Source organism: Shewanella sp. BJSY2023SW005 (assembly GCF_047314585.1).
GTDB classification, from domain to species: domain Bacteria; phylum Pseudomonadota; class Gammaproteobacteria; order Enterobacterales; family Shewanellaceae; genus Shewanella; species Shewanella algae.
This window is the reverse complement of record NZ_JBKORJ010000063.1, coordinates 80,078-104,469: the sequence shown is the minus strand read 5'-3', so window position 1 is coordinate 104,469 and position 24,392 is coordinate 80,078. Positions and strand designations below refer to the sequence as shown.

The 24,392-nt window shown below is 55.0% G+C and carries 24 protein-coding genes; 15 read left to right on the top strand and 9 right to left on the bottom strand.

Annotated features, from left to right (window positions below):
• From ACMHXI_RS20310 to ACMHXI_RS20300, 3 genes are all read right to left on the bottom strand, one after another.
• The coding region (locus tag ACMHXI_RS20310) for an IS4 family transposase (RefSeq protein ID WP_413734065.1) at positions 1-563 on the bottom strand (563 nt) is incomplete at its 3' end.
• 95 nt (positions 564-658) lie between these two features.
• The gene (gene degQ, locus ACMHXI_RS20305) at positions 659-2,014 is read right to left on the bottom strand and encodes a Do family serine endopeptidase DegQ (protein ID WP_234519530.1); all 1,356 of its coding nucleotides are present in this window, start codon (positions 2,012-2,014) and stop codon (positions 659-661) included.
• A gap of 149 nt (positions 2,015-2,163) precedes the next feature.
• Positions 2,164-2,511: a ZapG family protein gene (locus ACMHXI_RS20300; protein ID WP_045283169.1), complete on the bottom strand. Its 348-nt coding sequence runs from the start codon at positions 2,509-2,511 to the stop codon at positions 2,164-2,166.
• Between the two features lie 169 nt (positions 2,512-2,680).
• Here ACMHXI_RS20300 and zapE point away from each other — a divergent pair, with 169 nt between their 5' ends.
• The 9 genes from zapE to ACMHXI_RS20255 all read left to right on the top strand — a co-directional run bounded on the left by zapE (position 2,681) and on the right by ACMHXI_RS20255 (position 11,083).
• Positions 2,681-3,775, top strand: coding sequence for a cell division protein ZapE (gene zapE, locus ACMHXI_RS20295; RefSeq protein WP_062793557.1), 1,095 nt, complete (start codon positions 2,681-2,683; stop codon positions 3,773-3,775).
• Between the two features lie 298 nt (positions 3,776-4,073).
• Positions 4,074-4,502: a 50S ribosomal protein L13 gene (gene rplM / locus ACMHXI_RS20290; RefSeq protein WP_025009334.1), complete on the top strand. Its 429-nt coding sequence runs from the start codon at positions 4,074-4,076 to the stop codon at positions 4,500-4,502.
• Between the two features lie 14 nt (positions 4,503-4,516).
• A complete protein-coding gene (rpsI, locus tag ACMHXI_RS20285) occupies positions 4,517-4,909 on the top strand; it encodes a 30S ribosomal protein S9 (RefSeq protein WP_025009335.1) in 393 nt (130 codons plus the stop codon).
• Positions 4,910-5,025: 116 nt separating this feature from the next.
• Positions 5,026-5,214, top strand: a complete 189-nt coding sequence (locus ACMHXI_RS20280; RefSeq protein WP_025009336.1) for a DUF2065 domain-containing protein — start codon at positions 5,026-5,028, stop codon at positions 5,212-5,214.
• A gap of 65 nt (positions 5,215-5,279) precedes the next feature.
• Entirely contained in the window at positions 5,280-6,575 is a 1,296-nt protein-coding gene (locus ACMHXI_RS20275) for an adenylosuccinate synthase (protein ID WP_025886864.1), read from the top strand.
• Positions 6,576-6,688: 113 nt separating this feature from the next.
• Positions 6,689-7,309, top strand: a complete 621-nt coding sequence (locus tag ACMHXI_RS20270; protein WP_025009338.1) for a tetratricopeptide repeat protein — start codon at positions 6,689-6,691, stop codon at positions 7,307-7,309.
• Between the two features lie 45 nt (positions 7,310-7,354).
• Positions 7,355-9,769 carry a ribonuclease R gene (gene rnr / locus ACMHXI_RS20265; protein WP_028779664.1) on the top strand — a complete coding sequence of 805 codons (2,415 nt, stop codon included), beginning with the start codon at positions 7,355-7,357 and terminating at the stop codon, positions 9,767-9,769.
• The gene (gene rlmB, locus ACMHXI_RS20260) at positions 9,770-10,507 is read left to right on the top strand and encodes a 23S rRNA (guanosine(2251)-2'-O)-methyltransferase RlmB (RefSeq protein ID WP_025886866.1); all 738 of its coding nucleotides are present in this window, start codon (positions 9,770-9,772) and stop codon (positions 10,505-10,507) included. It begins immediately after the preceding gene.
• A gap of 69 nt (positions 10,508-10,576) precedes the next feature.
• Positions 10,577-11,083: a hypothetical protein gene (locus ACMHXI_RS20255; protein ID WP_208185157.1), complete on the top strand. Its 507-nt coding sequence runs from the start codon at positions 10,577-10,579 to the stop codon at positions 11,081-11,083.
• Positions 11,084-11,109: 26 nt separating this feature from the next.
• Here ACMHXI_RS20255 and ACMHXI_RS20250 read toward each other — a convergent pair whose 3' ends face one another.
• Positions 11,110-11,853, bottom strand: a complete 744-nt coding sequence (locus ACMHXI_RS20250) for a YdiY family protein (protein ID WP_025886868.1) — start codon at positions 11,851-11,853, stop codon at positions 11,110-11,112.
• A gap of 205 nt (positions 11,854-12,058) precedes the next feature.
• On the opposite strand from ACMHXI_RS20250, the gene rpsF reads away from it, so the two are divergent.
• The 4 genes from rpsF to rplI are packed head-to-tail and all read left to right on the top strand — an operon-like array spanning position 12,059 to position 13,496.
• On the top strand, positions 12,059-12,460 hold the full coding sequence (rpsF, locus tag ACMHXI_RS20245) for a 30S ribosomal protein S6 (RefSeq protein WP_025009342.1): 402 nt from the start codon (positions 12,059-12,061) through the stop codon (positions 12,458-12,460).
• A gap of 8 nt (positions 12,461-12,468) precedes the next feature.
• Positions 12,469-12,774, top strand: coding sequence for a primosomal replication protein N (gene priB / locus ACMHXI_RS20240; protein ID WP_028779665.1), 306 nt, complete (start codon positions 12,469-12,471; stop codon positions 12,772-12,774).
• Positions 12,775-12,785: 11 nt separating this feature from the next.
• Complete coding sequence (rpsR, locus tag ACMHXI_RS20235; RefSeq protein WP_025009344.1) at positions 12,786-13,013, top strand: 30S ribosomal protein S18; 228 nt, start codon at positions 12,786-12,788, stop codon at positions 13,011-13,013.
• A 30-nt stretch (positions 13,014-13,043) separates the two neighbouring features.
• Positions 13,044-13,496 (top strand): 50S ribosomal protein L9, encoded by a 453-nt coding sequence (gene rplI / locus ACMHXI_RS20230; protein ID WP_025009345.1) that lies wholly within the window; start codon positions 13,044-13,046, stop codon positions 13,494-13,496.
• A gap of 241 nt (positions 13,497-13,737) precedes the next feature.
• On the opposite strand, the gene ACMHXI_RS20225 is transcribed toward rplI, so the two are convergent.
• Positions 13,738-15,939, bottom strand: coding sequence for a S46 family peptidase (locus tag ACMHXI_RS20225; protein ID WP_208185156.1), 2,202 nt, complete (start codon positions 15,937-15,939; stop codon positions 13,738-13,740).
• A 130-nt stretch (positions 15,940-16,069) separates the two neighbouring features.
• Here ACMHXI_RS20225 and dnaB point away from each other — a divergent pair, with 130 nt between their 5' ends.
• The gene (dnaB, locus tag ACMHXI_RS20220) at positions 16,070-17,476 is read left to right on the top strand and encodes a replicative DNA helicase (protein WP_025009346.1); all 1,407 of its coding nucleotides are present in this window, start codon (positions 16,070-16,072) and stop codon (positions 17,474-17,476) included.
• A 68-nt stretch (positions 17,477-17,544) separates the two neighbouring features.
• Positions 17,545-18,621, top strand: a complete 1,077-nt coding sequence (gene alr / locus ACMHXI_RS20215) for an alanine racemase (protein ID WP_208185155.1) — start codon at positions 17,545-17,547, stop codon at positions 18,619-18,621.
• Positions 18,622-18,677: 56 nt separating this feature from the next.
• On the opposite strand, the gene ACMHXI_RS20210 is transcribed toward alr, so the two are convergent.
• From ACMHXI_RS20210 to dsrO, 4 genes are all read right to left on the bottom strand, one after another.
• Entirely contained in the window at positions 18,678-19,145 is a 468-nt protein-coding gene (locus ACMHXI_RS20210) for a chemotaxis protein CheX (RefSeq protein ID WP_028779668.1), read from the bottom strand.
• 181 nt (positions 19,146-19,326) lie between these two features.
• Complete coding sequence (locus tag ACMHXI_RS20205; RefSeq protein WP_413735945.1) at positions 19,327-22,437, bottom strand: tetrathionate reductase subunit A; 3,111 nt, start codon at positions 22,435-22,437, stop codon at positions 19,327-19,329.
• On the bottom strand, positions 22,437-23,510 hold the full coding sequence (gene nrfD, locus ACMHXI_RS20200) for an NrfD/PsrC family molybdoenzyme membrane anchor subunit (RefSeq protein WP_345862969.1): 1,074 nt from the start codon (positions 23,508-23,510) through the stop codon (positions 22,437-22,439). The genes ACMHXI_RS20205 and nrfD overlap by 1 nt, the downstream gene beginning before the upstream one ends.
• Positions 23,500-24,243, bottom strand: coding sequence for a sulfate reduction electron transfer complex DsrMKJOP subunit DsrO (gene dsrO / locus ACMHXI_RS20195; RefSeq protein WP_345862968.1), 744 nt, complete (start codon positions 24,241-24,243; stop codon positions 23,500-23,502). The genes nrfD and dsrO overlap by 11 nt, the downstream gene beginning before the upstream one ends.
• Positions 24,244-24,392 lie beyond the last annotated feature (149 nt).

The window sequence follows — 24,392 nt, the reverse complement described above, 5'->3', positions numbered from 1 at the left end:
GAATCAAAGGCACTGTTCAATACCAAGTGGCTGCTTAACTCCATCATGCAAACCATGCGAATTTGAGGATAGGCAGCATCACCAGAAGCGTTGGCAGTTTTGGCAAAGGCCTGATTGTTTTGCTCACTATCAGGTGTTCGCCATACGATACCATCGACCCCATAGAGATTGAGTCCACACCAATGAGGATGCTCTGCTCTTTCATGCCAGGTCTTGGCACTTCGCTTAAACACATCTCGAACAACGTCGGAGCCCAGCCGCTTGCGCGCTTGCGTGACAGCGCTGCGCGCAACGTAATCCACCTCTTGAGGTAAGACGATATCAAGCTTATTGATGAGAGAGCGGACGGATTCGCCTCTGAACAGAGCCATACCAATCACCGCCCAAATCATGGCATCCATAGGTAACTTACGTCGCCTTAAACTGGCAACACCATGTGAATCAAGGCACGACTGAATTAAATCGGGCTCAAGTACATCGGCCAGACAGGTGAATTCGGTAAGACGGTTGATATGAGTACGCGCCAAAGCTTCTGAAAGTTGCATAAAAAAATCCGATGACATGGGGTCATCGGATTTTGATCCTTTCAGTGAGATCGTCAAGCGATCTGTCTTAACTGATCGGCATTAGGGTTATCCCCGCTTTTTCCGGATGACTGTCAACCTCTGAGGATCAGATACAGGCTGCTGTTGCCCCTGACTATCTTCAGTGCCACTGCGCCTTGTTGCTCTTTGAGTTCTTCTTTCAGTGCTTTGAGAGTGGCGGTCTTGGTACGGTTGACCCCAACAATCAAGTCACCTTTTTGCAAGCCACTCATGGCCGCTGGAGAATTCTGGGCGATATCGGTGATCTCGATACCTTTCTTGCTGTTCTCCAGAGTGGCACCGGCCAACATAGGATGAACGGCGCCGGCCGCAGTTTCTTTCACTTGGCTGGCTTCACCCAGAGTGACTTTGACTGTCTTGTCATCGCCATCACGTATCAGGCCAAGTTCTAGCTTGGTGCCGGCACCCATGGTGCCAATTTTGGCTCTCAATTCCTGGAAGCTCTTGATCTTGCGGCCATTAATGCTGACGATAATATCGCCTGCCTTGATGCCCGCCTTATCGGCGGCGCTGCCTTCCATTACTTCGCTGACAAAGCCACCGTGTTGGGTCTTGAGACCGAAGCCTTGAGCCAGTTCATTGTCCAGATCCCGACCCATGACCCCCAGAACGCCGCGGCGGACTTCGCCGTGTTCGATAATCTGATCTACCAGGCTATGAACCATGTTGGCAGGTATCGCGAAGCCGATACCTACGTTACCGCCGCCGGGAGCCACAATGGCGGTATTGATACCGATAAGCTCGCCGCGCAGGTTAACCAAGGCGCCGCCTGAGTTACCGCTGTTAATGGCGGCATCGGTTTGAATGAAGTTTTCCAGCATCTCTATGCCAAGGCCTGTACGCCCCAAAGCACTGACAATACCTGAAGTCACGGTTTGCCCAAGACCGAAGGGGTTACCTATGGCCACGGCAAAGTCGCCAACCCTCAAGTCATCCGAGTCGGCAGATTTGACTGCTGTGAGGTTGTCGGCCTCAATCTGCAGCAGGGCAATATCGGCATCTTTATCTTTGCCTATCAACTTGGCCTTGATTTCGCGGCCGTCGTGCAGCCCCACCTGAATATCATCGGCGCCATCGATTACATGGTTGTTGGTGACTATATAGCCCTTGTCGGCATCTATGATGACTCCGGATCCCAAACCGCGAAACGGTCGCTCCTGTACTTGCTCCTGCGGGGCGTTGGGGCCAAAGAAGTAGCGGAATATATCCGGTACCCGTTGGCGGGAAACCTGAGTGCCGGAAACAGCCACAGAGACAACCGCCGGTGTGGTTTGCTCCAACATGGGGGCCAGACTCGGCATGGCTTGGCCGTCTACGGCTTGTGGCAGCGCGGCCTGGGAGACTACAGGGGCCAGTGTCAGGGTGGCCCCGAGGAGGGCGGCGGAAACAAGAGATAACTTGGTCTTCATCTATGCATTGCTCCTAATACGGGATCAAATAACCATGTACTGTTTGCCACCGAGGTGGCTGAATCATAAAGGCTCTTACGAGCGTCCGGTAATTAATCCGACTTTAATCCTGTTTAAAAAGTTCATCATTCATTAACAAAGATTAATTTTTATTGCACGCTGACAGGGGACGCAGTCTCTGGCCTTTCTTCCGTGTCAGGCACACTGGTCAGCATAGCTGGCAAAGGGGCCAGTTGCTCCTCTTTGGCCAATCTTTGGCTGCCTTGATTCCAATGCTGATTGAGGCGATTGATCTGTTCTGTCAGTTGTCCCAGCAGTGCCCTCTGTTCGGCCAGATGATCGCTGACCTCCTGCTTGTGTTGGCTCAATTCCATCTTGCTGCGCTCTATGGCAGCCCCTTTACTGCTCTTGCCGAGCCCCCGGCTGACCAAGGTCTTGCCGATATAACCCAGTATCAACCCCAGAATGAAAGCCGCAAACACCAGTGGCCATTCCATATCGACTCCTTAAGTTTGTCTTTGTGTCTTATGCTCTTGCTCGACCCCATAGGGATACCTGGCAAAATATACCCCGAGCGTGGGTCTCATGATACCATTTGCCGCCCCAACTCTGTTGCGTGAGTTGGGTTAGGTACCCATCAAATAAGGTTAAAAGAGAAGAATTCAAGTGTCGCAGTTAACCCCCTGGCAGCATTACCAACAAGATCTCACCCGTGAGGATTTCAGCCATGACCCGGCGCAGGAGCAAGCGGTAAAGGCATTGCAGCGTGTTTATGATGAGCTGCAAAGGCCGCAAAAGTCCGGATGGCGCAATTGGTTCAGCCGGGAAAAAAACAGCAAGGTTCAGGGGCTTTACCTCTGGGGCGGTGTTGGGCGCGGCAAGACTTATCTTATGGACACCTTTTTCGATGCCCTGCCGGGTGAGCAGAAACTGAGAGCGCATTTCCATCGATTTATGCACAGAATTCATCGGGAACTGGACGAGCTCAAGGGAACCCGGGACCCGCTGTTGGTGATAGCCAAACAGATGGCGCAGCAATATCGGGTGATCTGCTTTGATGAGTTCTTTGTTTCGGACATCACGGATGCCATGTTGCTGGGCACGCTGTTCGAGGCCCTGTTCAAGGAGGGGGTGGTCTTGGTGGCCACCTCCAACATAGTGCCGGACGACCTTTACAAGAATGGTTTGCAGCGGGCCAGATTTTTACCAGCCATCGCCGAAATCAAGGCCAATTGCCAGGTGTTGAATGTCGATTCTGGAATCGACTACAGACTGCGGACCCTGGAACAGGCCGAGATCTACCATCACCCGCTGGATGAAACCGCCGAGTGCAATTTGCAACGTTATTTCACCCAACTGGCGCCTGAGTCTGAGGTCTCTGAAACGCCGCTGGAGATAGATGGGCGCAGCATAGTGATCCGTAAGCAGGCCCAGGGTGTTTTGCTGGCCGACTTCCGAGCGCTGTGTGATGGGCCGCGCAGTCAGCGGGACTATATGGAATTGGCGCAGTTGTTTCACACAGTGTTGCTCAGTGGCCTGGAACAGATGGGCGCCCAGCAGACAGGGGATGATATTGCCCGCCGGTTTCTGGCGCTGGTGGATGAGTTCTACGAGCGGCATGTGAAACTTATCATCTCGGCCGAGGTACCGCTCGAGCAGATTTACACAGATGGGCAGCTGAGTTTTGAATTTCGTCGCTGCCGCTCCCGTCTGATTGAGATGCAGTCCCGGGATTACCTGGCTCTGGAGCACCTGCCATAGGGGATGATTGCCCCCGTTTTGTTGCCGACAATCCAACCGAATGAGCACGGTGACCAAGGCGTTGATGGTGCCAAAGCGGTAACGACCTGAAAAAGATCGTCTTTTACGGCGGGATCTCAAAAAGCAGGTGATTTTTAGTTCAGCTTTGTCTATAATCCGCCACCTGCCCACGTTACTCCGCCGATTGGGCGGATTTAAAAGCCAGATTCTTTGCTCGAAGGGGCAGAGAAAGGCATTTTTGTGTTATCTGCATCCGCAGGTAGCATGTGACAGAATTTAACTTTGGGTTTTTGTAATAATGAAGACTTTTACTGCTAAGCCAGAAACTGTAGCTCGTGACTGGTACGTTGTTGATGCCGAAGGTAAGACCCTGGGTCGTATCGCCACTGAAATCGCTCTGCGTCTGCGTGGCAAGCACAAGGCTGAGTACACTCCTCACGTAGATACCGGTGACTACATCATCGTGATCAACGCCGAGAAAGTAACTGTGACCGGTAACAAGGCTGCAGGCAAGACGTACTACTCGCACTCAGGCTTCCCAGGTGGCATCAAGCAAATCAGCTTCGAGAAGCTGCAAGCTCACAAGCCAGAAATGATCATCGAGAAAGCAGTCAAGGGTATGTTGCCAAAAGGCCCTCTGGGTCGTGCCATGTTCCGTAAGCTGAAAGTTTACGCTGGCGCAGAGCACAACCACGCTGCACAACAACCTCAAGTTCTTGATATCTAAACGGGATTAAGCAAATGGCTGCAACTCAGTACTACGGCACTGGCCGTCGCAAAACTTCAACTGCTCGCGTATTCGCTAAAGCAGGTAGTGGCAATATCGTTGTTAACCAACGTCCTCTGGATGTTTACTTCGGTCGTGAAACCGCTCGTATGGTTGTTCGTCAACCTCTTGAGCTGGTTGAAATGACTGAAAAGCTGGACATCTATGTAACTGTTAAGGGTGGTGGTATCACTGGCCAAGCCGGCGCTATCCGTCACGGTATCACCCGTGCTCTGATGGAGCTGGACGAAGCTCTGCGTCCTACTTTACGTTCTGCTGGTTATGTAACCCGCGATGCTCGTAAGGTTGAACGTAAGAAAGTTGGTCTGCGTAAAGCACGTCGTAAGCCACAGTTCTCCAAGCGTTAATATCGCTTTCGAGATACCAAAAACCCAGCGTACGCTGGGTTTTTTTATGGCTGAGATTTATCCCTGGCAGCCCTGTATACTCAGGGTTGTTGTGGCAGGTTTAAATGGGGTGAAACATGAGTTGGCAACTACTGTTGATGGCCTTGGGTTTGGTATTGATCCTGGAAGGGGTGGGGCCCTTGTTATTCCCCAACCGCTGGCGTCGTTACCTGTTGGAAGTGGCTTCCCAACCGACAGCTATCATGCAACGCCTGGGCGGCGTCCTGGTTGTTGCAGGAATTGTCATATTGATTATTTTTTCATAAATACTTGCCCCTTCCATGCCAATATCTGTTAGAATCCTGCTTTAACCGCAACCTTGCAGCAAACAATGGGCAAAAATGTAGTTGTTCTCGGCACTCAATGGGGTGACGAGGGAAAAGGTAAGATTGTCGACCTTCTGACCGAACAGGCAAAATTCGTAGTCCGTTACCAAGGTGGCCACAACGCTGGTCATACTCTGGTTATCGATGGTGAAAAAACCGTTCTTCATCTGATCCCCTCAGGCATTCTGCGCGATAACGTCAAGTGCATTATCGGCAACGGCGTGGTTTTGGCGCCCGATGCTCTGATGAAAGAGATCGGCATGCTGAAAGAGAAAGGTATTCCGGTTGAGGAACGCCTGCTGATCTCTGAAGCTTGTCCTCTGATCCTTCCTTTCCACTGTGCGCTGGATATTGCTCGCGAAAAAGCGCGTGGCAACAAGGCTATCGGTACTACAGGGCGCGGCATCGGCCCGGCTTATGAAGATAAAATTTCCCGTCGCGGTTTGCGCGTAGGGGATCTCTTCAATCCACAACTGTTTGCCGAGAAGCTGAAAGAAGTGATGGCCTATCACAACTTTATGCTGACCGAATACTATAAGTGCGAAGCCGTTGATTACCAGAAGACTCTGGATGACGCGCTGGCACTGGCAGACTACCTGAAAGGTCTGTGTGTGGATGTCACCGAATTGCTGGATCAAGCCCGCAAGAATGGCGACAACATACTGTTTGAAGGCGCTCAGGGCACATTGCTGGATATCGACCACGGTACTTATCCATTTGTAACCTCTTCCAACACTACTGCAGGCGGTGTGGCAACAGGTTCAGGATTCGGCCCTCGTCATCTGGATTATGTTTGCGGCATCATCAAGGCTTATACCACCCGTGTGGGTGCCGGCCCATTCCCGACTGAACTGGAATGTGAAATCGGCGATCACTTGGGAACCAAGGGCCAGGAATTTGGTGCGACAACCGGTCGTAAGCGTCGTCCGGGTTGGTTGGACATAGTGGCTATGCGCCGCGCGGTTCAGATCAACAGCATCAGTGGTTTCTGCCTGACCAAGCTCGACGTTTTGGACGGCTTGAAAGAAGTGAAGCTCTGCGTAGGCTATCAGCACCCAGACGGTACTGTGTCCAATGTGACTCCGCTGGCGGCCGAAGGCTACGAGCACGTTACTCCTGTGTATGAAACCATGCCAGGCTGGAGTGAAAACACCTTTGGTGCCACTTCACTGGAGCAACTGCCACAGGCAGCAATCAACTATATCAAGCGGATTGAAGAACTGCTGGAAACACCTGTCGATATCATCTCAACCGGGCCTGACCGGAATGAGACCATGATTCTGGTGAATCCATTCAGTTAAGTAAAAAGGCCGCCTAAGCGGCCTTTTTCGTTTATGGGGCTTACACTGTTTGCCCTTAAGAATTGGGTTATACTGCCGATGAAAAGACAGTCTATTTGTCATCAGGACAGCTTATGTTGCGTATAGCCCTATTACTCTTGTTAGTAACCAGTGCCAATGTGTTGGCCGAAGAAACCAAGGCCGTGGATATCTACAGCCAGGAAGAACTGCTGGAGCTTATTCGCAGCAAACAATACCTGACCCGGGTCAAAGCCGATGACTGTCAGCTGGTGCAGGATATTGAGGCGCGCGCCGAAGTACTCAAGCAGCCGTTGTACCAGTACCTCTGGGGTGAGATGCTTAATTTCGGCATCTGCGTCAAGGCCAATCCGCCCAGAGGAATATCGCTGCTCAGGGATGCCGCCGAGCAGGGCAGTGCCGAAGCCATGGTGCGCATTGCCGAGTATTATAAAGATGGCAAGTTTGTACTGCAGGACAAAGAACGTTCGGTGCAGTACCTGTTACCCGCTGCCGCCAACGGTGACCTGCCGGCCAGAATGATGCTGGTCGAGCTGTTTGCCAAGGGTTATGGCAGCCCAAGGGATTATGTCTTGGGGTATCACTGGCTCTACAACCAGGTGTTCAGCGATGAACAGACCCAGCAAGACGCCAAAAGATTATTGCAGCTGTTAGCGGCTAAAATGCCCGCCAGTCAGGTGGAGAAGGCCAAAAAGGAACATCTGCAAAGCCGTTAACTAGCTTGTCGCACTGGATGCGACAACGAAAAAATTGGAAATTGAATGATAAAAGATCCTCATTTTGAGCGAGAACAAGATAAGTACGACAACCCCATCCCCAGCCGGGAATTTATATTGGAATATCTGCGCTCGCAGACCTCTCCCCTGAATCGTGAGCGGATCGCCACGGCCCTCAACATCTCCGACGAAGAACAACTCGAGGCGCTGCGGCGTCGGCTGCGTGCCATGGAGCGCGATGGTCAGCTGGTATTTACCCGCGGCCAGTGTTATGGCCTGCCGGAGCGGATGGACTTGATCCAGGGCACTGTGCTGGGCCACAGAGATGGCTATGGCTTCTTCCGTCCCGATGAAGGCGGTGATGACCTGTTTATCAACCATGGTGACATGCTCAGATACTTCCATGGCGACAAGGTGTTGGCGCAGAAGGCTGGAGTCGATCGCAAGGGGCGCCGCGAAGCTCGCATAGTGCGCTTGGTCGCCGAGCGAACCGCCGCCTTGGTGGGGCGTTTCCATGTCGATTGTGGCATGGCCTTTGTTATTGCCGATGATAAGCGTATTACCCAGGAAATATTGATAGACAACGCCGATCGCAACGGCGCCCGTCAGGGCGATGTTGTGGTGGTGGAACTCACCCGCAGGCCGGGGCGCTATGTCAAAGCCGCCGGTAAGGTGGTTGAGGTGCTGGGTAAAGAGATGGCGCCGGGCATGGAGATAGAAATTGCCCTGCGCAACTATGATCTACCCCATACCTGGTCTGCCGCAATCGAAAAGAAACTGCGCAAAATATCCGATGAAGTGCAGGAAGAGGACAAGGTAGGTCGGGTCGACCTGCGGCAACTGCCCTTGGTCACCATAGACGGTGAAGATGCTCGCGACTTTGACGATGCTGTCTATGCCGAGCGCAAGCGCAGCGGCGGTTGGCGCCTGTGGGTGGCCATTGCCGATGTCAGCTATTATGTGCGTACTCAATCGGCGCTGGATCAAGAAGCCCGTGCCCGAGGAAACTCTGTGTACTTCCCGTCACAGGTGATCCCCATGTTGCCGGAAAAGCTCTCCAACGGCCTGTGCTCCCTGAACCCGGGAGTTGACCGTCTCTGTATGGTGGCCGAGATGACAGTGTCGGCGTCGGGTAAGTTATCCGGCTACAAGTTCTATCCGGCGGTGATGCATTCCCACGCCCGTTTCACCTATACCCAGGTGGCGGCCATGCTGGAAGGCGAAGAAGGCCTGGAAGAGCATAAGCCTTTACTGCCGCATCTCAAGGTGTTGCAGGAGCTGTATCTGGCGCTCGATAGCCAGCGGGCCAACCGTGGCGCCATCGCCTTTGAGACGCTGGAAACCCAGTTCATCTTCAATGAGCAGCGCAAGATAGACAAGATAGTGCCCAGAGCCCGTAACCAGGCGCACAAGATCATCGAAGAGTGTATGATCCTCGCCAACGTGGCGGCGGCCAAGTTTGTCAAAAAGCACAAGGGTGAAGTCCTCTATCGGGTGCACGAAGCGCCATCCGAGCAGAAGCTGACTCAGTTCAAGGAGTTTCTGGCTGAGCGGGGGCTCTCCATGGGTGGCGGTCTCGAACCCGAACCCAGTGACTACCAGGCTCTGATGGAAAAAGTCCAGGGTCGCGCCGATGCCGAACTCATTCAGGTGATGTTGCTGCGCTCCATGCGCCAGGCGACTTACACACCGGACAATGAAGGCCACTTTGGTCTGGCGCTGGAGGAGTATGCTCACTTTACTTCGCCGATTCGCCGTTATCCTGACTTGGTGTTGCACAGGGTGATCCGTTACCTGCTCGCCAAAGAGCGTGGTGAAGCGAGCGACAAGTGGACCCCGGACGGCGGCTATCACTATCAGCTCGATGAGCTGGATCAGCTTGGCGAAGAGTGTTCCAACACCGAGCGCCGCGCCGATGAAGCCACCCGTGACGTCTCCGACTGGCTCAAGTGTGAGTTTATGCAGGACCATGTGGGTGACACCTTCGATGCGGTGGTGGCTTCCGTCACCAGCTTCGGGCTGTTTGTGCGCCTCAATGAGCTATTTATTGACGGCTTGGTGCATATCTCCACCCTGGGCAGCGACTACTTCCAGTATGATCCCATGCGCCAGCGCCTGATAGGTGAGCACTCAGGGCAGATCTACCAGATTGGCGACGCTGTGACGGTTAAAGTCGCCTCGGTCAATCTGGACGACAGACAGATTGACTTGCTGATGGTGGACGAAGAGGGACGCAGCCAGCGCCGTAAAGGCCGCAGCAAGAGTAAGCCGCTGACCGCACGGGAAAGGGTCAATATTGAAGGAGCCCGCCGCTCGGCCAAGGCACAGAAGCCGGCAGGTAAAGGGAGCGCCAAGTCTAAGTCCACAGGCGCATCCGCCAAGAGCAAATCAACCAAGGCTGCCGGCAACGCCGGGGCGAAAAAGCCCAAGGCAGCCAAACGAGTCAAGAGAAAGAAGTAAATGAAAAAACAGGAACTGGTGTTTGGCATTCACGCGGTCGAGTCTTTGCTGAAACACGCTCCGGAGCGGGTGCTGGAAATGTGGCTGCTCAGTGGTCGTCAGGATGACAGGGTCAAGCCCTTGTTGGAGATGGCGGCTCAGTGGGGCATTCGCGCCCAGCAGGCGTCCCGCAAGACACTGGATGACAAGGCCGAAAGTACTCAGCATCAGGGGATCATCATCCGGGTGCGTCCGGCCAAAGTCTTGACCGAAAACGATCTGGAAGCCTTATTAGACAAGACGGACTCGCCATTTTTGCTGATCCTGGATGGTGTCACAGATCCCCACAATCTGGGGGCCTGTCTGCGAAATGCCGATGCGGCCGGGGTTCACGGCGTCATAGTGCCCAAAGACAACTCAGTGGGGCTGACGCCGACCGTCAGCAAGGTGGCTTGCGGCGCGGCCGAGACAGTACCGCTGTTTCAGGTGACCAACCTGGCGCGTACCATGAAGCGTTTGCAGGAAAGGGGCGTGTGGATTGCCGGCACTGCAGGCGAGGCCGACAGCACCCTGTATCAGGCCGACCTCAAGGGGGCTCTGGCCATTGCCATGGGCGCCGAAGGCAAGGGGCTGAGACGCTTGAGCCGCGAAAGTTGCGACACCCTGATCTCTATTCCTATGGCTGGCAGTGTCTCCAGTCTGAACGTGTCGGTGGCAACAGGTATCTGCCTGTTCGAAGCTGTGCGTCAGCGCCTCTAACTGCCGAATATGGCAGCCTCTCTTGAGAATACGGGCCATGAATTGTATAGCAGTGCCGGCCCGTATCTCATGCAACTGCAACAAGGCTATCTGGGTGAAATCTATGGCATGGCGTTCTTCGAGCGCCTGGGCCGGGATTATCATTTTCAGGCAACCGAGAGCCAGTTAACAGAAAGTCAGTTAACTGAAAGCCACTTAATAGAAAGCCAAGCCGTGTTTTCTCTACTGTTCAAGGTGGAGCAATATACTGCCAAGGCTTTGCTGAAACTGCTGCCTGAGCTGACGAGTCTGGATGAGGCGTTGTTGGAGCAAGTGCGCATGCAGGCGCACAAAGAAGTGGACAGTTGGCTTAAGCTTCCCTGGCATAAACTGCTTGCGGCGCTGCTTCTCTGGGTTGAACCTTACCAGCAAAAATATGCCAAGTGGGCGGATGATGCCGAGAGCAACTCTGAGTACGGCGCAGCCTTTCGTCTGTTGGAGCGGCATGAAATCGCCATCTATCTCTACTTGCAGGCGCTTGAGCGCGGTGAAAAGCGCGCCGCGTTAATCCTGGAGCGTTTTCTTGGAGCTCTTTAGTTGAAAGAGCTCTTCAAGCGCGGGAGTTACTGAAAGGTATAGAGCAGGTTGAAGGTGGTGATGGTATCTGTCTGCTTACTGCCTTCCGGTACCACTTCTGTATATTTGACGTTGAAGCCTATCTTGAAGGCCCAGTCCTGAAAGAGGGTGTTTTTATAGCCCATGTCCAGTGCCAGAGTATTGTTATTTTCGCCCACCTCGGCGGTCAGGTCGGCAGTGAAGCTGGTGTACTCGTGGATCTTCTGTTCAAACTTGGCCGCGGTCCGTAGGATCACATCTTTCTCGGCCACAGGATCCGGCGCCGCATCAGTTTCTATTGGCATGTTGTATCGGTAACCCGGGCCGACTTCGAGACTCAACTTGGTACGGCGGGTGCTGATGGCATCGAAACCATAACCGCTGGAAACCGTGTAGATCTCTGTGTAGGAACCGAACTTGTCCCAGATGAATTCACCACGGCCAAAGATATAGCCGCCGTTGAGTTTGTAGTTGGACTGCAGCTGCAGATCGTATTTTTCGGCTGTGGTTTTTTCAGAGTCAGAGGCGAAATAGGCCTTGAGGGTTCCTTCCTGTTTGGCGTTTTCCGTGTCGTAAACCAACTTGGTACGACCGTTGAAACTGCTTGAATCTGTGTTACCTGTGTTGAGCTGAAAGCCGGCCTCAATCTCAGCGGTGAAGTCGCTTGGAGGCTCGCGATAATCCGGAGGCACCAAGGCCCACGCCGAAGTCGGTAGCGCAAACAATAACGCCAATACAGAGGATCTTGTCATTATTCTTATGTCTTTTGCTGTGACTGCCATAAATTTAGCGTCACATAATACCTGCTCATGGGGCCGAGGCAAAGTTATTGCTTGAGTTTACCGCGGCCTTTATGTACTATTTCGCGCCTAATTCAGTCACATTAATTTTCGTTCCTTGCCTCAATTTGGTCTGACTGAGCCAACAACGAGGCTAGATAACCGTAAGGAGCACTAAATGCGTCATTACGAAATCGTATTTATGGTTCACCCTGATCAGAGTGAACAAGTACCAGGTATGATTGAGCGCTACACAGGTGTTATCACCGAAGCTGGCGGTCAAATCCATCGTTTGGAAGACTGGGGTCGTCGCCAACTGGCTTACCCAATCCAGGATCTGCACAAGGCTCACTATGTTCTGATGAACGTTGAGACCACTGCAGAGTCTGTTGAAGAGCTGGAAACTGCTTTCCGTTTCAACGACGCCGTTCTGCGTAGCCTGGTGATGCGCACTAAAGCTGCCATCACTGAAGCATCTCCAATGGCCAAAGCTAAAGACGAGCGCGATTCACGTCGCAGCGCCGTTAGCGAAAAAGCTGCTGAAGAAACCCAAGAAAACGCTGAAGCAAGCGCTGAGTAAGTTTTTCTGTGACCACCAATCACTTGGTGTTGTCCGGTACCGTCATTCGGTCCAGACACTTTGATAGCCCGGCTGGAATACCTCACACGGTACTTCAACTGGAACACAGGTCGCAGCGTTTCGAGGCCGATTTGCCCAGAAACGTCTACTGCCAACTTCAAGTGATATTGAGTGGTGAACGCTTCAAGAGCGTAGCAGACAAGCTGAAAGCGGGTGTGGATATCCAAGTCAGTGGTTTTCTGGCTCTACAACAGAGTCGCAATGGCCAAAGCCGACTGGTGTTACACGCCGAAAATGTCGAATTGAAAAATTAGGAGACTGTCAAATGGCACGTTATTTCCGTCGTCGTAAGTTCTGCCGTTTCACTGCTGAAGGTGTTACGGAGATCGATTACAAAGATATCGCTACTCTGAAAAACTACATCACAGAAAGCGGTAAGATTGTTCCAAGCCGTATCACTGGTACTTCTGCCAAGTATCAGCGTCAACTGGCTCGCGCTATCAAGCGTGCTCGTTATCTGTCACTGCTGCCATACACTGATCTGCATCAGTAATCGGCACTGTTCTAGCTAGAGGAATTGATAATGAACGTTATTCTGCTTGATAAAATCGCAAACCTGGGCAACCTGGGTGACCAGGTATCAGTTAAGGCCGGTTACGCTCGTAACTACCTGCTGCCAAAAGGCAAAGCTGTTGTTGCCAACGCTGAGAACGTAAAAGTTTTCGAAGCTCGTCGTGCTGAGCTGGAAGCCAAGCTGGCTGCCGACCTGGCCGCTGCCACTGCTCGTGCAGAGCAGATCTCTGCTCTGGAAGCGGTTGTTATCGCTTCTAAAGCCGGTGACGAAGGCAAGCTGTTCGGTTCTATCGGTACCCGTGACATCGCTGACGCAGTAACTGCTGCCGGCGTTGAACTGGCCAAAGCCGAAGTGCGTCTGCCACTGGGCGCTCTGCGCACCACTGGTGACTTCGAAGTTGAAGTTCAGCTGCACACTGAAGTAAAAGCGGTAGTTAAAGTAACTGTTGTTGCTGAAGCTTAATCCCGGCTTTTACTAGAAAAACACCGCCTCCGGGCGGTGTTTTTTTATGCCTGTTTGCTGGCCGGGGCCGACGGTTTTTCCCCTTTCTTCTTCGCCTGCTAATGCCAAACTTAAGCACACTGTCATTTACCCACAGTTACTGTGGCTATCTCTGGCAGAACCGCTGCTGACTGGATTGCCTATAACTACAGAAACACCCGCCGGGGCGGGTGTTTTCTGGGTTATTGCAGATTAGTGGCTATCAGTTGCGCACCAGTTCCAGCTCTTTGAGCAGGTTGTCGGCATGATCCACTTCATCCATCATCCACAGAATGTAGCGGATATCTACGTGCACGGCGCGGGTGATGGTGGGGTTGAAATACCAATCTTTGGTGATGGCTTCATAGGTGGAGTCAAAGTTGAGGCCAACCAGCTCGCCCTTGCCGTTAAACACGGGGGAGCCCGAGTTGCCTCCTGTGGTATCCACGCTGGAGAGGAAGTTAACCGGTACAGAGTTGAACTCGGCCGGGTTATCCAGACAGGAGAACAGGCGGCACAACCAGCTGCGAGGATCCTGATACAAGTGCTGCACCTTATGCTCGCCCAGTCGTCCCTGCTTGATGGCATCCAGCAGCTTCTGCGGTGCATTGTAGGGCTCGACACCTGTGTGCTTGGCGACTATCCCTTCCAGCTTGGTAAAGGGTTGCTTGTAGAGCGCATCACGGGACTGATAGCCATCGACCATACCATAGCTGATCCTTAAGGTGCCGTTGGCATCCGGATAGACAGGCTTACCCATGGCCTTGTTATAGGCAATGATCGCCTTCATGTAGGCGGGGCGGGCGATGGACAGCTTACCGGCCAGTTCCTTGTCGGCTTTTTCCTGCGCCATATTGGTGTCGTACAGGGCCACTGCCATGCGAATGAAGGGATCGCTGCTGCTCTCAAAGGCTTCCGGCTTGGCCTGCATCCAGTCGAGGCGTTTCTCTTGGTCGGTCAGCTCGGTCAGGGCATACATGCCTTCGAGCTTGTCGCCCAGGCTGATACCTTGCTCGGGTGTCAGCAACTGATCCATCACGGCGACCCGGTTATCCTGCGCCAGGTAGGCGTCGATATCCATTTGCCATAGTGTTTTGTCGACGCTGATATCGAAGCTGGAGTCAAGTCGCTTGAGACGGGCGGCGAACATCTTCATGTCACGCTCTTGATAACCCGCTTCGCGCTCGGCATCCGGTTTTTGGTTTTCTTTGGCCAGGCGATAAAGCTGCTTGGCGGCGCCGAGCAGGGCACTGGATTGAGCATTGTCAAAATAGTAGCTCTGCTGATACTTGTGCTGTTGCTCGGCCAGCAGTTGTTCGAGCTCACTCAGTTGTGCCGTCAGCGGCTGTGCGTCTTTATCTTTGGCCAGCCAGTCGCGGAAGGCATTTTCCTCGACCTGCTTGATGGCGGCGATGTCAGTGGCGTGGAAGCCATCCAATAAGCCGTTGAGTTTTTTCATCCGGTTGGCCATGCCGGCCAGAGTCCCGGCATACTTGATGGCGATATCCTTGTCGGAAGCGCCCATGCCCTCAATGGTGTCGATTTTGGCCTGATAGCGGGCGGCTTGGGTCGGATAGAGCCAGTCGCTGGCGAATCTCAGCTCTGAGGTCAGGCGGTAGCGGCTGGTTGAACCCGGGTAACCGGCCACAAACACGCCATCACCGGCCTTAACGCCATCGGCATTGACCTTGAGGAAGCTCTTGGGCTGATAAGGCACGTTATCCTCGGCATAGGCTGCCGGTTTGCCATCCTTGCCGACATAAGCCCTGAGGAAGGTAAAGTCGCCGCTGTGACGAGGGTATTCATAGTTATCTATGTCGCCACCGAAACCGCCAACACTCTCGGGTGGCGCATAAACCAGGCGCACATCGCGAATAATCAGCTGTTTGATCAGGTAGTATTCAAGTCCATTGTGGAAACTACGTACTGAGCAGCGGTAGTTGTCGTCGGCTTCACACTCTTTGACCAGCGCCTTGCTGTTGGCCTGGATGGCTTCATAACGCGCCAGTGGCTCGGTCGGCAGATTGGCAGTTATCTTATCTGTGACATCTGTGACCGCCTCGGTGACATAGAGGCGCTCGTTGGGGCCGGCCGAAGGCTCCAGGCGTTGTTCTTTGGCCAAAAAGCCGTCGGCCAGATAGTTGTGTTCTTTGGTGCTGTTGTATTGGATACCCCGATAGGCACAGTGATGGTTGGTGACAACCAATCCTTGGGGTGAGACGAAACTGGCGGTACAATAGCCGAGGCCCACCACGGCGTTCATGGGATACTTTCCGAGATCGGCCAGTTGCTCTGCCGGGATGGCGATGCCGCGCTCACTGAGCTTGTCGGCAATAGAGGGCATTTGGTAAGGTTGCCACTGCCCTTCATCGGCTATGGCGAGGCCAGAGGTCAGCGCCAAGGCTGCAGCCAATGCATTGCGCATGTTCATTCCTTATTTATTGTTAGTGTCCGTTTGGATATGAAAAACAGGTTATTGTAGGTGTAAAATTCCTGTTCTGATTGAACCGGGTTTTATATCACATTTTGCCTGATTGTTGGAGAGTTGGAGATTTATGCAACAGCAAGGTGCCTTTAAGGCCAAAGACAAGCGAAGAGACGTCCAGGTTGACGCGCTCAAGCTGCCCCCCCATTCCATTGAGGCGGAACAATCCGTGCTCGGGGGACTGATGCTGGATGCAGAGGCCTGGGACAAGGTGTCCGAGGCCGTGGTCAGAGAAGACTTTTACTCCCGTTCCCACAGGCTGATTTTCGGTGCCATGCAAAAGCTGGTAGAAAACGGCCAACCCATAGATTTGATTACGGTTTCAGAACAACTGGAACTGACTGACGAGCTGGAAGATGCCGGTGGTTTTACCTATCTGGGTGAGATCGCCAAGAATACCCCCAGCGCCGGTAATATTCTTTCCTACGCCGAAATCGTGCGCGAGCGTGCCGTGGTGCGGGAGATGATCCGGGTGGCACATGAGATTGCCGATGCCGGTTACAACCCTGAGGGGCGGGACTCAGGCGCCTTGCTGGACTTGGCCGAAACCAAGGTGTTCAAGATAGCCGAGCAGCGCGCCAACGCCAACGAGGGCCCGGAGGGGATCAAGACCATCCTCGAAAAAACCGTCGACAAGATTGAGCAGCTGTACAACAACCCGCACAACGGTGTGACCGGGGTATCCAGCGGTTTCTCCGATCTGGATAAGATGACTGCAGGTTTCCAGTCCGGTGACCTGATCATTGTCGCGGCCCGTCCTTCCATGGGTAAGACCACCTTTGCGATGAACCTGTGTGAATACGCGGCGCTCAATGAAAACAAACCAGTGCTTATTTTCAGTCTCGAGATGCCCTCGGAACAGATCATGATGCGTATGCTGGCGTCGCTTGGCCGGGTGGATCAGACCAAGATACGTACCGGCCAGTTGGATGATGATGATTGGGCGCGGGTGTCCTCTACCATGGGGATCATGCTCGAGCAGGGCAAGATGTATATCGATGACAGCTCGGGCCTGACGCCGACCGAAGTGCGCAGCAGGGCCAGGCGTATCGCCCGGGAATACGGCGGTCTGTCTATGATCATGGTCGACTACCTGCAGCTGATGCAGGTGCCGGCGCTGGCCGATAACCGGACCCTGGAAATTGCTGAAATCTCCCGCTCGCTCAAGGCCTTGGCCAAGGAGCTGGAGATCCCGGTGATCGCTCTGTCGCAGCTGAACCGCTCATTGGAGCAAAGGGCCGATAAGCGCCCGGTGAACTCTGACTTGCGTGAATCCGGCTCTATCGAGCAGGATGCGGACCTTATCATGTTTATTTATCGTGACGAGGTGTATAACGACGATTCGCCCGATAAAGGCACGGCAGAGATCATCATAGGTAAGCAACGTAACGGCCCCATCGGCCGGGTCAGGCTGACTTTCCAGGGGATGTTCTCCCGCTTTGACAATTACGCCGGTCCGCAATTTGAAGAGGACTAAACCTCTGCGGACGGTTTTCCCGGCGCGGCCAGAGAGCGCGCCATCCAATCCAAGATTGAAGGTAAGCTTTGAAACCCTTTCCCAGAGCAGAGATTAGCAGCCGGGCGCTGCAACATAATCTGGCCAGGCTGCGTGAGATCGCACCCGCCAGCAAAGTTATTGCTGTCGTCAAGGCCAACGGCTATGGCCACGGCTCGCTGAACGTGGCCAAGAGTCTGAGCAGTGCCGACGGCTTCGGTCTGGCGCGGCTCGAAGAAGCGTTGGAGCTCAGGGCCGGTGGTGTAACGGCCAAGCTGTTGTTGCTCGAAGGTTTTTTTCGCAGCACTGAGTTGCCTCTGCTGGTTAAGCATGACATAGACACTGTGGTGCATCATGAGTCGCAGTTGCAGATGCTGGAGCAGGCCAAGCTGGATAAGCCGGTAACTGTGTGGCTCAAGGTCGACAGCGGCATGCACAGATTGGGTTTTCGCAGCGACGAGTTTAGCGAGGTGTATCAGCGGCTGCTGGATTGCCCGCAAGTGGCCAAGCCCATCAATCTGATGAGCCATTTCGCCTGCGCCGATGAGCCGGACAATGACTATACCCGCAAGCAGTTGGAGCATTTCAACCAGCTCACCGCCGGGTTGGATGGAGACCGCAGTCTGGCCAACTCGGCCGGTGCCCTCTACTGGCCCAGCAGCCAGCAAAACTGGATCCGCCCGGGTATCGCCCTCTATGGGGTGTCGCCTGTTGTCGGTGACCGAGGCGCCAACCACGACCTGCAACCGGCCATGAGTCTGGTGTCACAGTTGATAGCCGTGCGCGAGCATAAGGCCGGAGAGAGCGTGGGCTACGGGAGTTTTTGGCGCTCATCAAGGGATACCCGCCTCGGCGTGGTGGCCATAGGTTATGGTGATGGTTATCCACGCAACGCCCCCGAGGGCACACCTGTGCTGATCAATGGTCGCCGGGTACCTGTGGTTGGCAGGGTGTCCATGGATATGCTGACTGTGGATCTGGGGCCGGATGCCCGGGACGCGGTCGGTGATGATGCCCTCTTGTGGGGCCCGGCATTACCGGTGGAAGAGGTGGCGGCTCATATCGAAACCGTGGCCTATGAACTGGTGACCAAGTTGACCCCCAGAGTGGCCGTCTGCCTCGATTGAGTGAGTCATGCCATTGAGTTGGTAAACAATAAAGGGCGCTTCGGCGCCCTTTGTCATTACTGATTCTCGAAACAGATCTCTATGTAGGCCGAGCCCTTGGGAGCGACAAAAGGCATGATGATCTTCTGGCCCTGGGCCTGATGGGAAATCTTGTGACCTATGCCGGAAACCACTACAGGGGTGGCCATTTCAAACTCATAGCCCTTGTCCGACAGCAGGTTCTTGGCGCCGCCGGTCACCATGTTGGTGATTTCCCCCACCAGATCTGTCACTTCTTCATTGATATTGCCGGGATTCTCTCCCAGCATATTTTGCATTATCTCCAGGATCAGCCCTTGTTCAAAGGTGATCGACAGCGACCCTTTGGTCTGCGGGCCCACCATACCGATAAGCCCGGAGACATCGCCCTTGGCCAGGTTGTCTGTCTTGAGTCTGGGCTTGCCCGGGGTCAACTGCATGTTGGCCATGGTGGAAACCACATTGAGAAGTGACTGAAGAAAGGGATTGATAAAAGTGACATTCATGCCGGATTTGTTCCTCTTGCTGCCTAGGGAAGTGCAGATAGCGTAAGGCTAATCCATAAGCGGTTTCACTCCCGCCCACTGGATCACACTCTTATTAGCTTAGAACAATGGCTTGGGCTCTGTGGCGATTTCTTGCCCGGAAAAACTGTGCCCGGCATAAAAACCGGGCACAGAGCGAGCTTCAGGAGACTTTTTCGATTTTTGCCGGTAACCCCTGGCGCGCCGAGGCGCCGCTGGCCCAATCCACCAGAGGGTAGGAACCCGAACGGCTGGGATCCAGCACAGCGAGATCGTTGAGGTTAACCCCGGCGCGGATCAGCGGATTGGCAGCAACCTGCTTGCCATCTATGCTGAATGCCCGCGCGCCGAGCTCCTTGTGACCAAAGCCGTGTTCAATGGCGATGCACTCGGGATGCACGCCGGCGACGCATTCCACCAGTGCCAGCACACTGCCGTTGGGGGTGCTGATTTTCACTGTATCCCCTGTGGCTATCCCCAATCTTTGGGCCGTGTCTTTATTGATCCGCACCGGATTATTGGGGTGCACCTGCCTGAGCCTGTCAGAGCCGATACTCATGGAGCTCATGGTGTGCGACTTGTAGCTCGACAGCAACATGGGCCAGGACTGGCGGTCGAAGGCTTGCCTGAGTTCTGTGCCATCGGCCAGACGTTGACCATAGCTGCGCGGACAGCCACTGAGAAACTCGCCGCTCTGGGAGTGACGGCGACTGCCCACCTGAGGGTTCCATAACATCATCGGCTTGGGCCAGACCTTGGTGGGGTTGCCTTCGGCGTCCCTGGCCTTGTTCATTGATTCGAAACGGCCACCGCGGGCATAGAGATAAGCGACTCTCGATGCTTCCTCTTCGCCGAGACGGGCCTTGAGTTCGGGAATGATCCTGACAACCCCGGACCAATAGAGATCTTCCTTGCCGATGGCGGGGACTTTCTCTCCCAACCAGGCGACGTTGGCGGCGCCGTAGAGAGAAAAGTCGGCGGCGCGGGTCAGCGGGTGGCGTGTGCCATCATGGGCCAGCACAGCATTTTCACCGAAGCCGGGCAGGGCCAGCGCCATGGCAACCCGGGTAAGAAAGCTTTCCATACACACGGGATCGCCATCCACTGTGTGTTCCACCCTGGGTTTGACTATCGGCCAGCGGCCGGTGGCTATCTTGGTCATTGTGCCCTGCCAGGCCGAGGTCCAGCCCCAGGACTCATAGGTGAGGGTATCCGGCACTATATAGTCGGACAGTGCTGTGGTTTCGTTGATAAAGCTGTCGATACTGATAAACAGCGGCAGCACCTTGGGGTCTTTGAGTTTTTCGCCTATGGCGGCGCCGAGCCCGGCCTGACCGTAGACAGGGTTGCCCATATGGTTGATCCAGGCCTTGAGCGAATAGGGGTAACCGTTGACCGCCGCGGTTAGATGCTCGCTCAGCATGGGCGCCGAAATCGGGAACCAGGGTTCCTTGGCCGGGTAGGGCGACTCACCGGCCTGCTGCTTGCGCTTGTATTCCGAGCTTTTTTCATAGGGGAAACGGGAGCGCGACAGGAATACTCCCTTGGGCTGTACCATGCCGTCAAACTCGGCCAGATTGTAGCGCGGGCCTTTGCCGAAGGCCGGGAAAGTGCCGCCCTTGGCCAGCGCGCCGCCCTTTTGGTTGATATTGCCTATCATGGCGTTGAGCATCATGATGGCCCAGGCGGTATAGAAGCCATCGCTGCTCATGGTGCCGCCATGGCTGATCACCGCCGCCTTGCTGCCATGGCTGGTGAACTTGTTAGCCAGGGCCTCAATCTCATCGACCGGCACATCGCATTCGGCGCTGTATTGCGCCAATGTCTTGAGCCGGGCCGATTCGGCCAGCAGGCTGAAACTGCTCTTGCAGGCCAGGCTCTGGCCATTTGGGCCTGTGAGTCTGCGGTCCACTTCGAGCTGCGCCTTGGGGCAGACCTCGGCGGCCATGGGTTCACCGCTGACGGCGTCCAGTACCAGCAAGGGGTCTTCATCACCGAATGGCTTGCCGCTGAAGGCCAAACCCAATTCGCTGGCGCGCAGATATTGGCCGTATCTCGGATGCGCCTGGTCTGAATGCACCAGGAAACCAGCATTACTGAAACCGCGGAAACCGGCGGTTTTGGCGGCCTTGGCATTGGGAGCGCTGAGAAACTCGGCGCTGTAGCGCTGATTGTCGATGATCCAGCGCAGCATGGCCATTGCCAGCGAGGCGTCTGTGGCCGGGCGGATCGGCAACCAGACATTGTCCGGTGCCGATGCCAGGTTGGAGGTGTTGGGCAGCATGGGCGAAACCACAACATAGCTGAAGTTGCGGTTGTTGACCCTGGCATTGGCCATTTGCCGTGCTTGGCGCTTGAAGGGGTTGCCGGACTGCTGCGGTGAAGTGCCGATGAACAGCAGAAACTCGGCATGATCCCAGTCCGGTTTCAAGTGGGCGTACTTTTTCAGATCGTCCAGCAAGGCGCCGGCACCGGCCCGATAGCTGAAGCCACAGTAAGAGCCGTGGTTGGCAAAGTTACGGGTGCCGAAGCTGTTGAAAGTGAAGCGTTTTATCAGCGTGTCCCGCCCTTCATCCGAGGCGTTGCTGACCAACAGCTGATTGGCCTTGGGGCCGTATTCAGGGTTGGCGGGATCCAAAGGCGTGTTGAGATCGCGAATCGCCCTGAGTCCATCCACATGGCCTTCACCAAACAGATCGCCGCCTTCGACAACCTCCTTGAGCAACTGCTCGAAGGTTATGCTCTGCCACTGGCCCGAACCTCTGGGGCCGACCCGTTTCAGGCAGCGCGTTACCCGATAGGGGCTGTCCAATAATTCCAGCATGGCGTTACCGCGGGCGCAGGCGGTGGAACGCCCGGCAAGCCCCTGCTCCTGCCAGGCGCTGGTGGACACCAGGGCATCGCGCACCGGGGTGTCAAAGTCCAGGTGTTCACGGGCCGACAGCGGATGATAAGGATTACCACTGATACGGATAATGCTGTCGGTTTCATTATCGATACGGGCCCGTACCCCGCATTTGGTCCAGCAGCCGAAACACATGGTGTTGGCCAGACGCTGGTTGTCATTGGCGCTCAGTTGGCCACTATTCAGGTCAACCCTGAGCTCAGGTGCCAGCGAGTTGCCATGAATCGCTTCTTGGGTATTTTTGCCCGAGCTGCCATTGACCAGGCCCTTGCCCAACTGGGTCAGGGTGTGGCTGTAGCCTGCAACAAATAGTCCGGTACCACCTGTGATGGCAGCCCCTTTGATAAAACGGCGTTTACTCTTGTCCATTATGCGGCTCCTTTCAGTCCGGTGGCAGACTGACGTATCAGTTCGGAAATCAGGGTGATCAGGGCCAGCCATAGGCCAAAGGTACCCAGGATCCCCAGCAGCCCCTGTGGGCCCCAGGGCAGTTCATAGAAGTAGGTGCCGGCGCCATACTTGGGATCTGTCTGCGCCTGGATAAGCACCAGCCAGCGAAAGCCCCAAGCCAGGTGGATGGCGGCAAAGCTGCCAAACAGCAAGGCCCAGCGGGGCAGATGTCTGAAGGCCAGCAGCAGCGCCAACAAGGCCAGGGTTGCCAGCACCCAGATAGCGGCCAGTTGCCAACTGGGGCTGTCGCCGAGCAGTAATCTGGCTTCATTGGCGCTGTTGCCGCCACTGAGAGCCCAGCCGATAAGCAACAGGGCAAACAGGGCGAAGGAGCCACGCAGCCAGAGCAGCAGCTGTTTGTCGGTCTCCTGCTTATGGCCATTGAACAGGCGGTTGAGCCAAATCAACATGCCACTGCCGGCGGCGAGGGCGCTGGCGGCAAACAGGGGAGGCAGCCAGTAACTGTGCCACAGCGGTCTGGCCTTGATGGCCATGGTTTCCATGCCGGTGTAGAGGGCGATACTCAGGCCGCTGAGCAGGGCAACCCAGGCCAGAGGCTTGAGCCAGGGCTCACCTTGCCAGTTCCCCAGGCGTAACCAATATCCCAGGCGGCTCCAGCCATCTTTGGGCTGAGTCGGAAGGGAAGGGCGCAGCAAGAGGTAGGCAAAGGCCAGCGCCGCTGCCATAAACAGCGGCAGTAACCAGGCGCCATACCACATCCAGGAATCCGGTCTGAGCTGCATATAGAAGTGCCAGGCGCGGGCGGGTTGGTGCAGATCGGCCAAGAGTGCCACAGGTGCCACTATGGCGGTGCTGAGGATCAGGCTGCCGCAGAGTGTCAGCAGGCGCTTATCTTGGGCGCCGGGGCGGATAATGGTCAGCGCCGCAATCCACACCGCGGAATAGGCCAGTCCCATCATAAAGAAGTACTGCACCGCCCAGGGTAACCAGGTGATGGCGATATCCGGGGTCAAGATCTCTTTAATGTCCATGGTGCAACTCCTCTCCAGTGGCGGTCATCAGGCTGCGAACCGGTGCTTCGCCGCGGATCCTTTCTTCAAATGCGGCTGTCATCCCCAGATAGAATACGCAGGGCGAGGTTTCGGCCGAGGGCTTGAGTACCTTGATCTCGTCTCTGTACTCGGCCAGCATGCGACTGATTTGGCTGCCGGGATCGTTGAGATCGCCGATGATCCTGGCTTCACCGACACAGGTTTCGACGCAGGCCGGCAGCAAGCCCGCCTCCAGCCGATGGGCGCAGAAGGTGCACTTGTCGGCGGTGTTGGTGTCATGGTTGATAAAGCGCGCATCATAGGGGCAGGCCTGAACACAGTAACCGCAGCCGACACACCAGTGGCTGTCGACTACCACTATGCCGTCCTGGCGCTGGAATGTGGCGCCAGTGGGGCAAACCGGGATGCAGGGTGGGTTTTCGCAGTGGTTGCAGAGCCTGGGCAGCATCATAAAGGCGCTTTCCTGCCCTTGGGTCACTTCATACTGGTTGACTGTGGTACGAAACTGTCCCAATGGGGGTTGGTTTTCTATGGTGCAGGCGACAGTACAAGCCTGGCAACCGACGCAGCGGCGCAGATCGATGAGCATGCCATAGCGTTTGCCACTGGCTGCCTGGGGCTTGGCGGTCGACGCCTGGGCGACGGGCAAAAACGCAGCTCCGGCGCTGATGGCGGCGATTTGCCCCAGTAGTTGACGTTTACTCTTGTCCATACAGACTCCTGAGTCTTGCGGTGATTGGAAACCCACCGGGCTCCTGTTGCCTGTATTCTCGGCAACTGGCGCCCTTGGTCTCTATAGTGGTTTTCCACATATCGGGGCCGCTATTGATCCAGCGCAAGAAATTGAGGCTAGAATGGCGG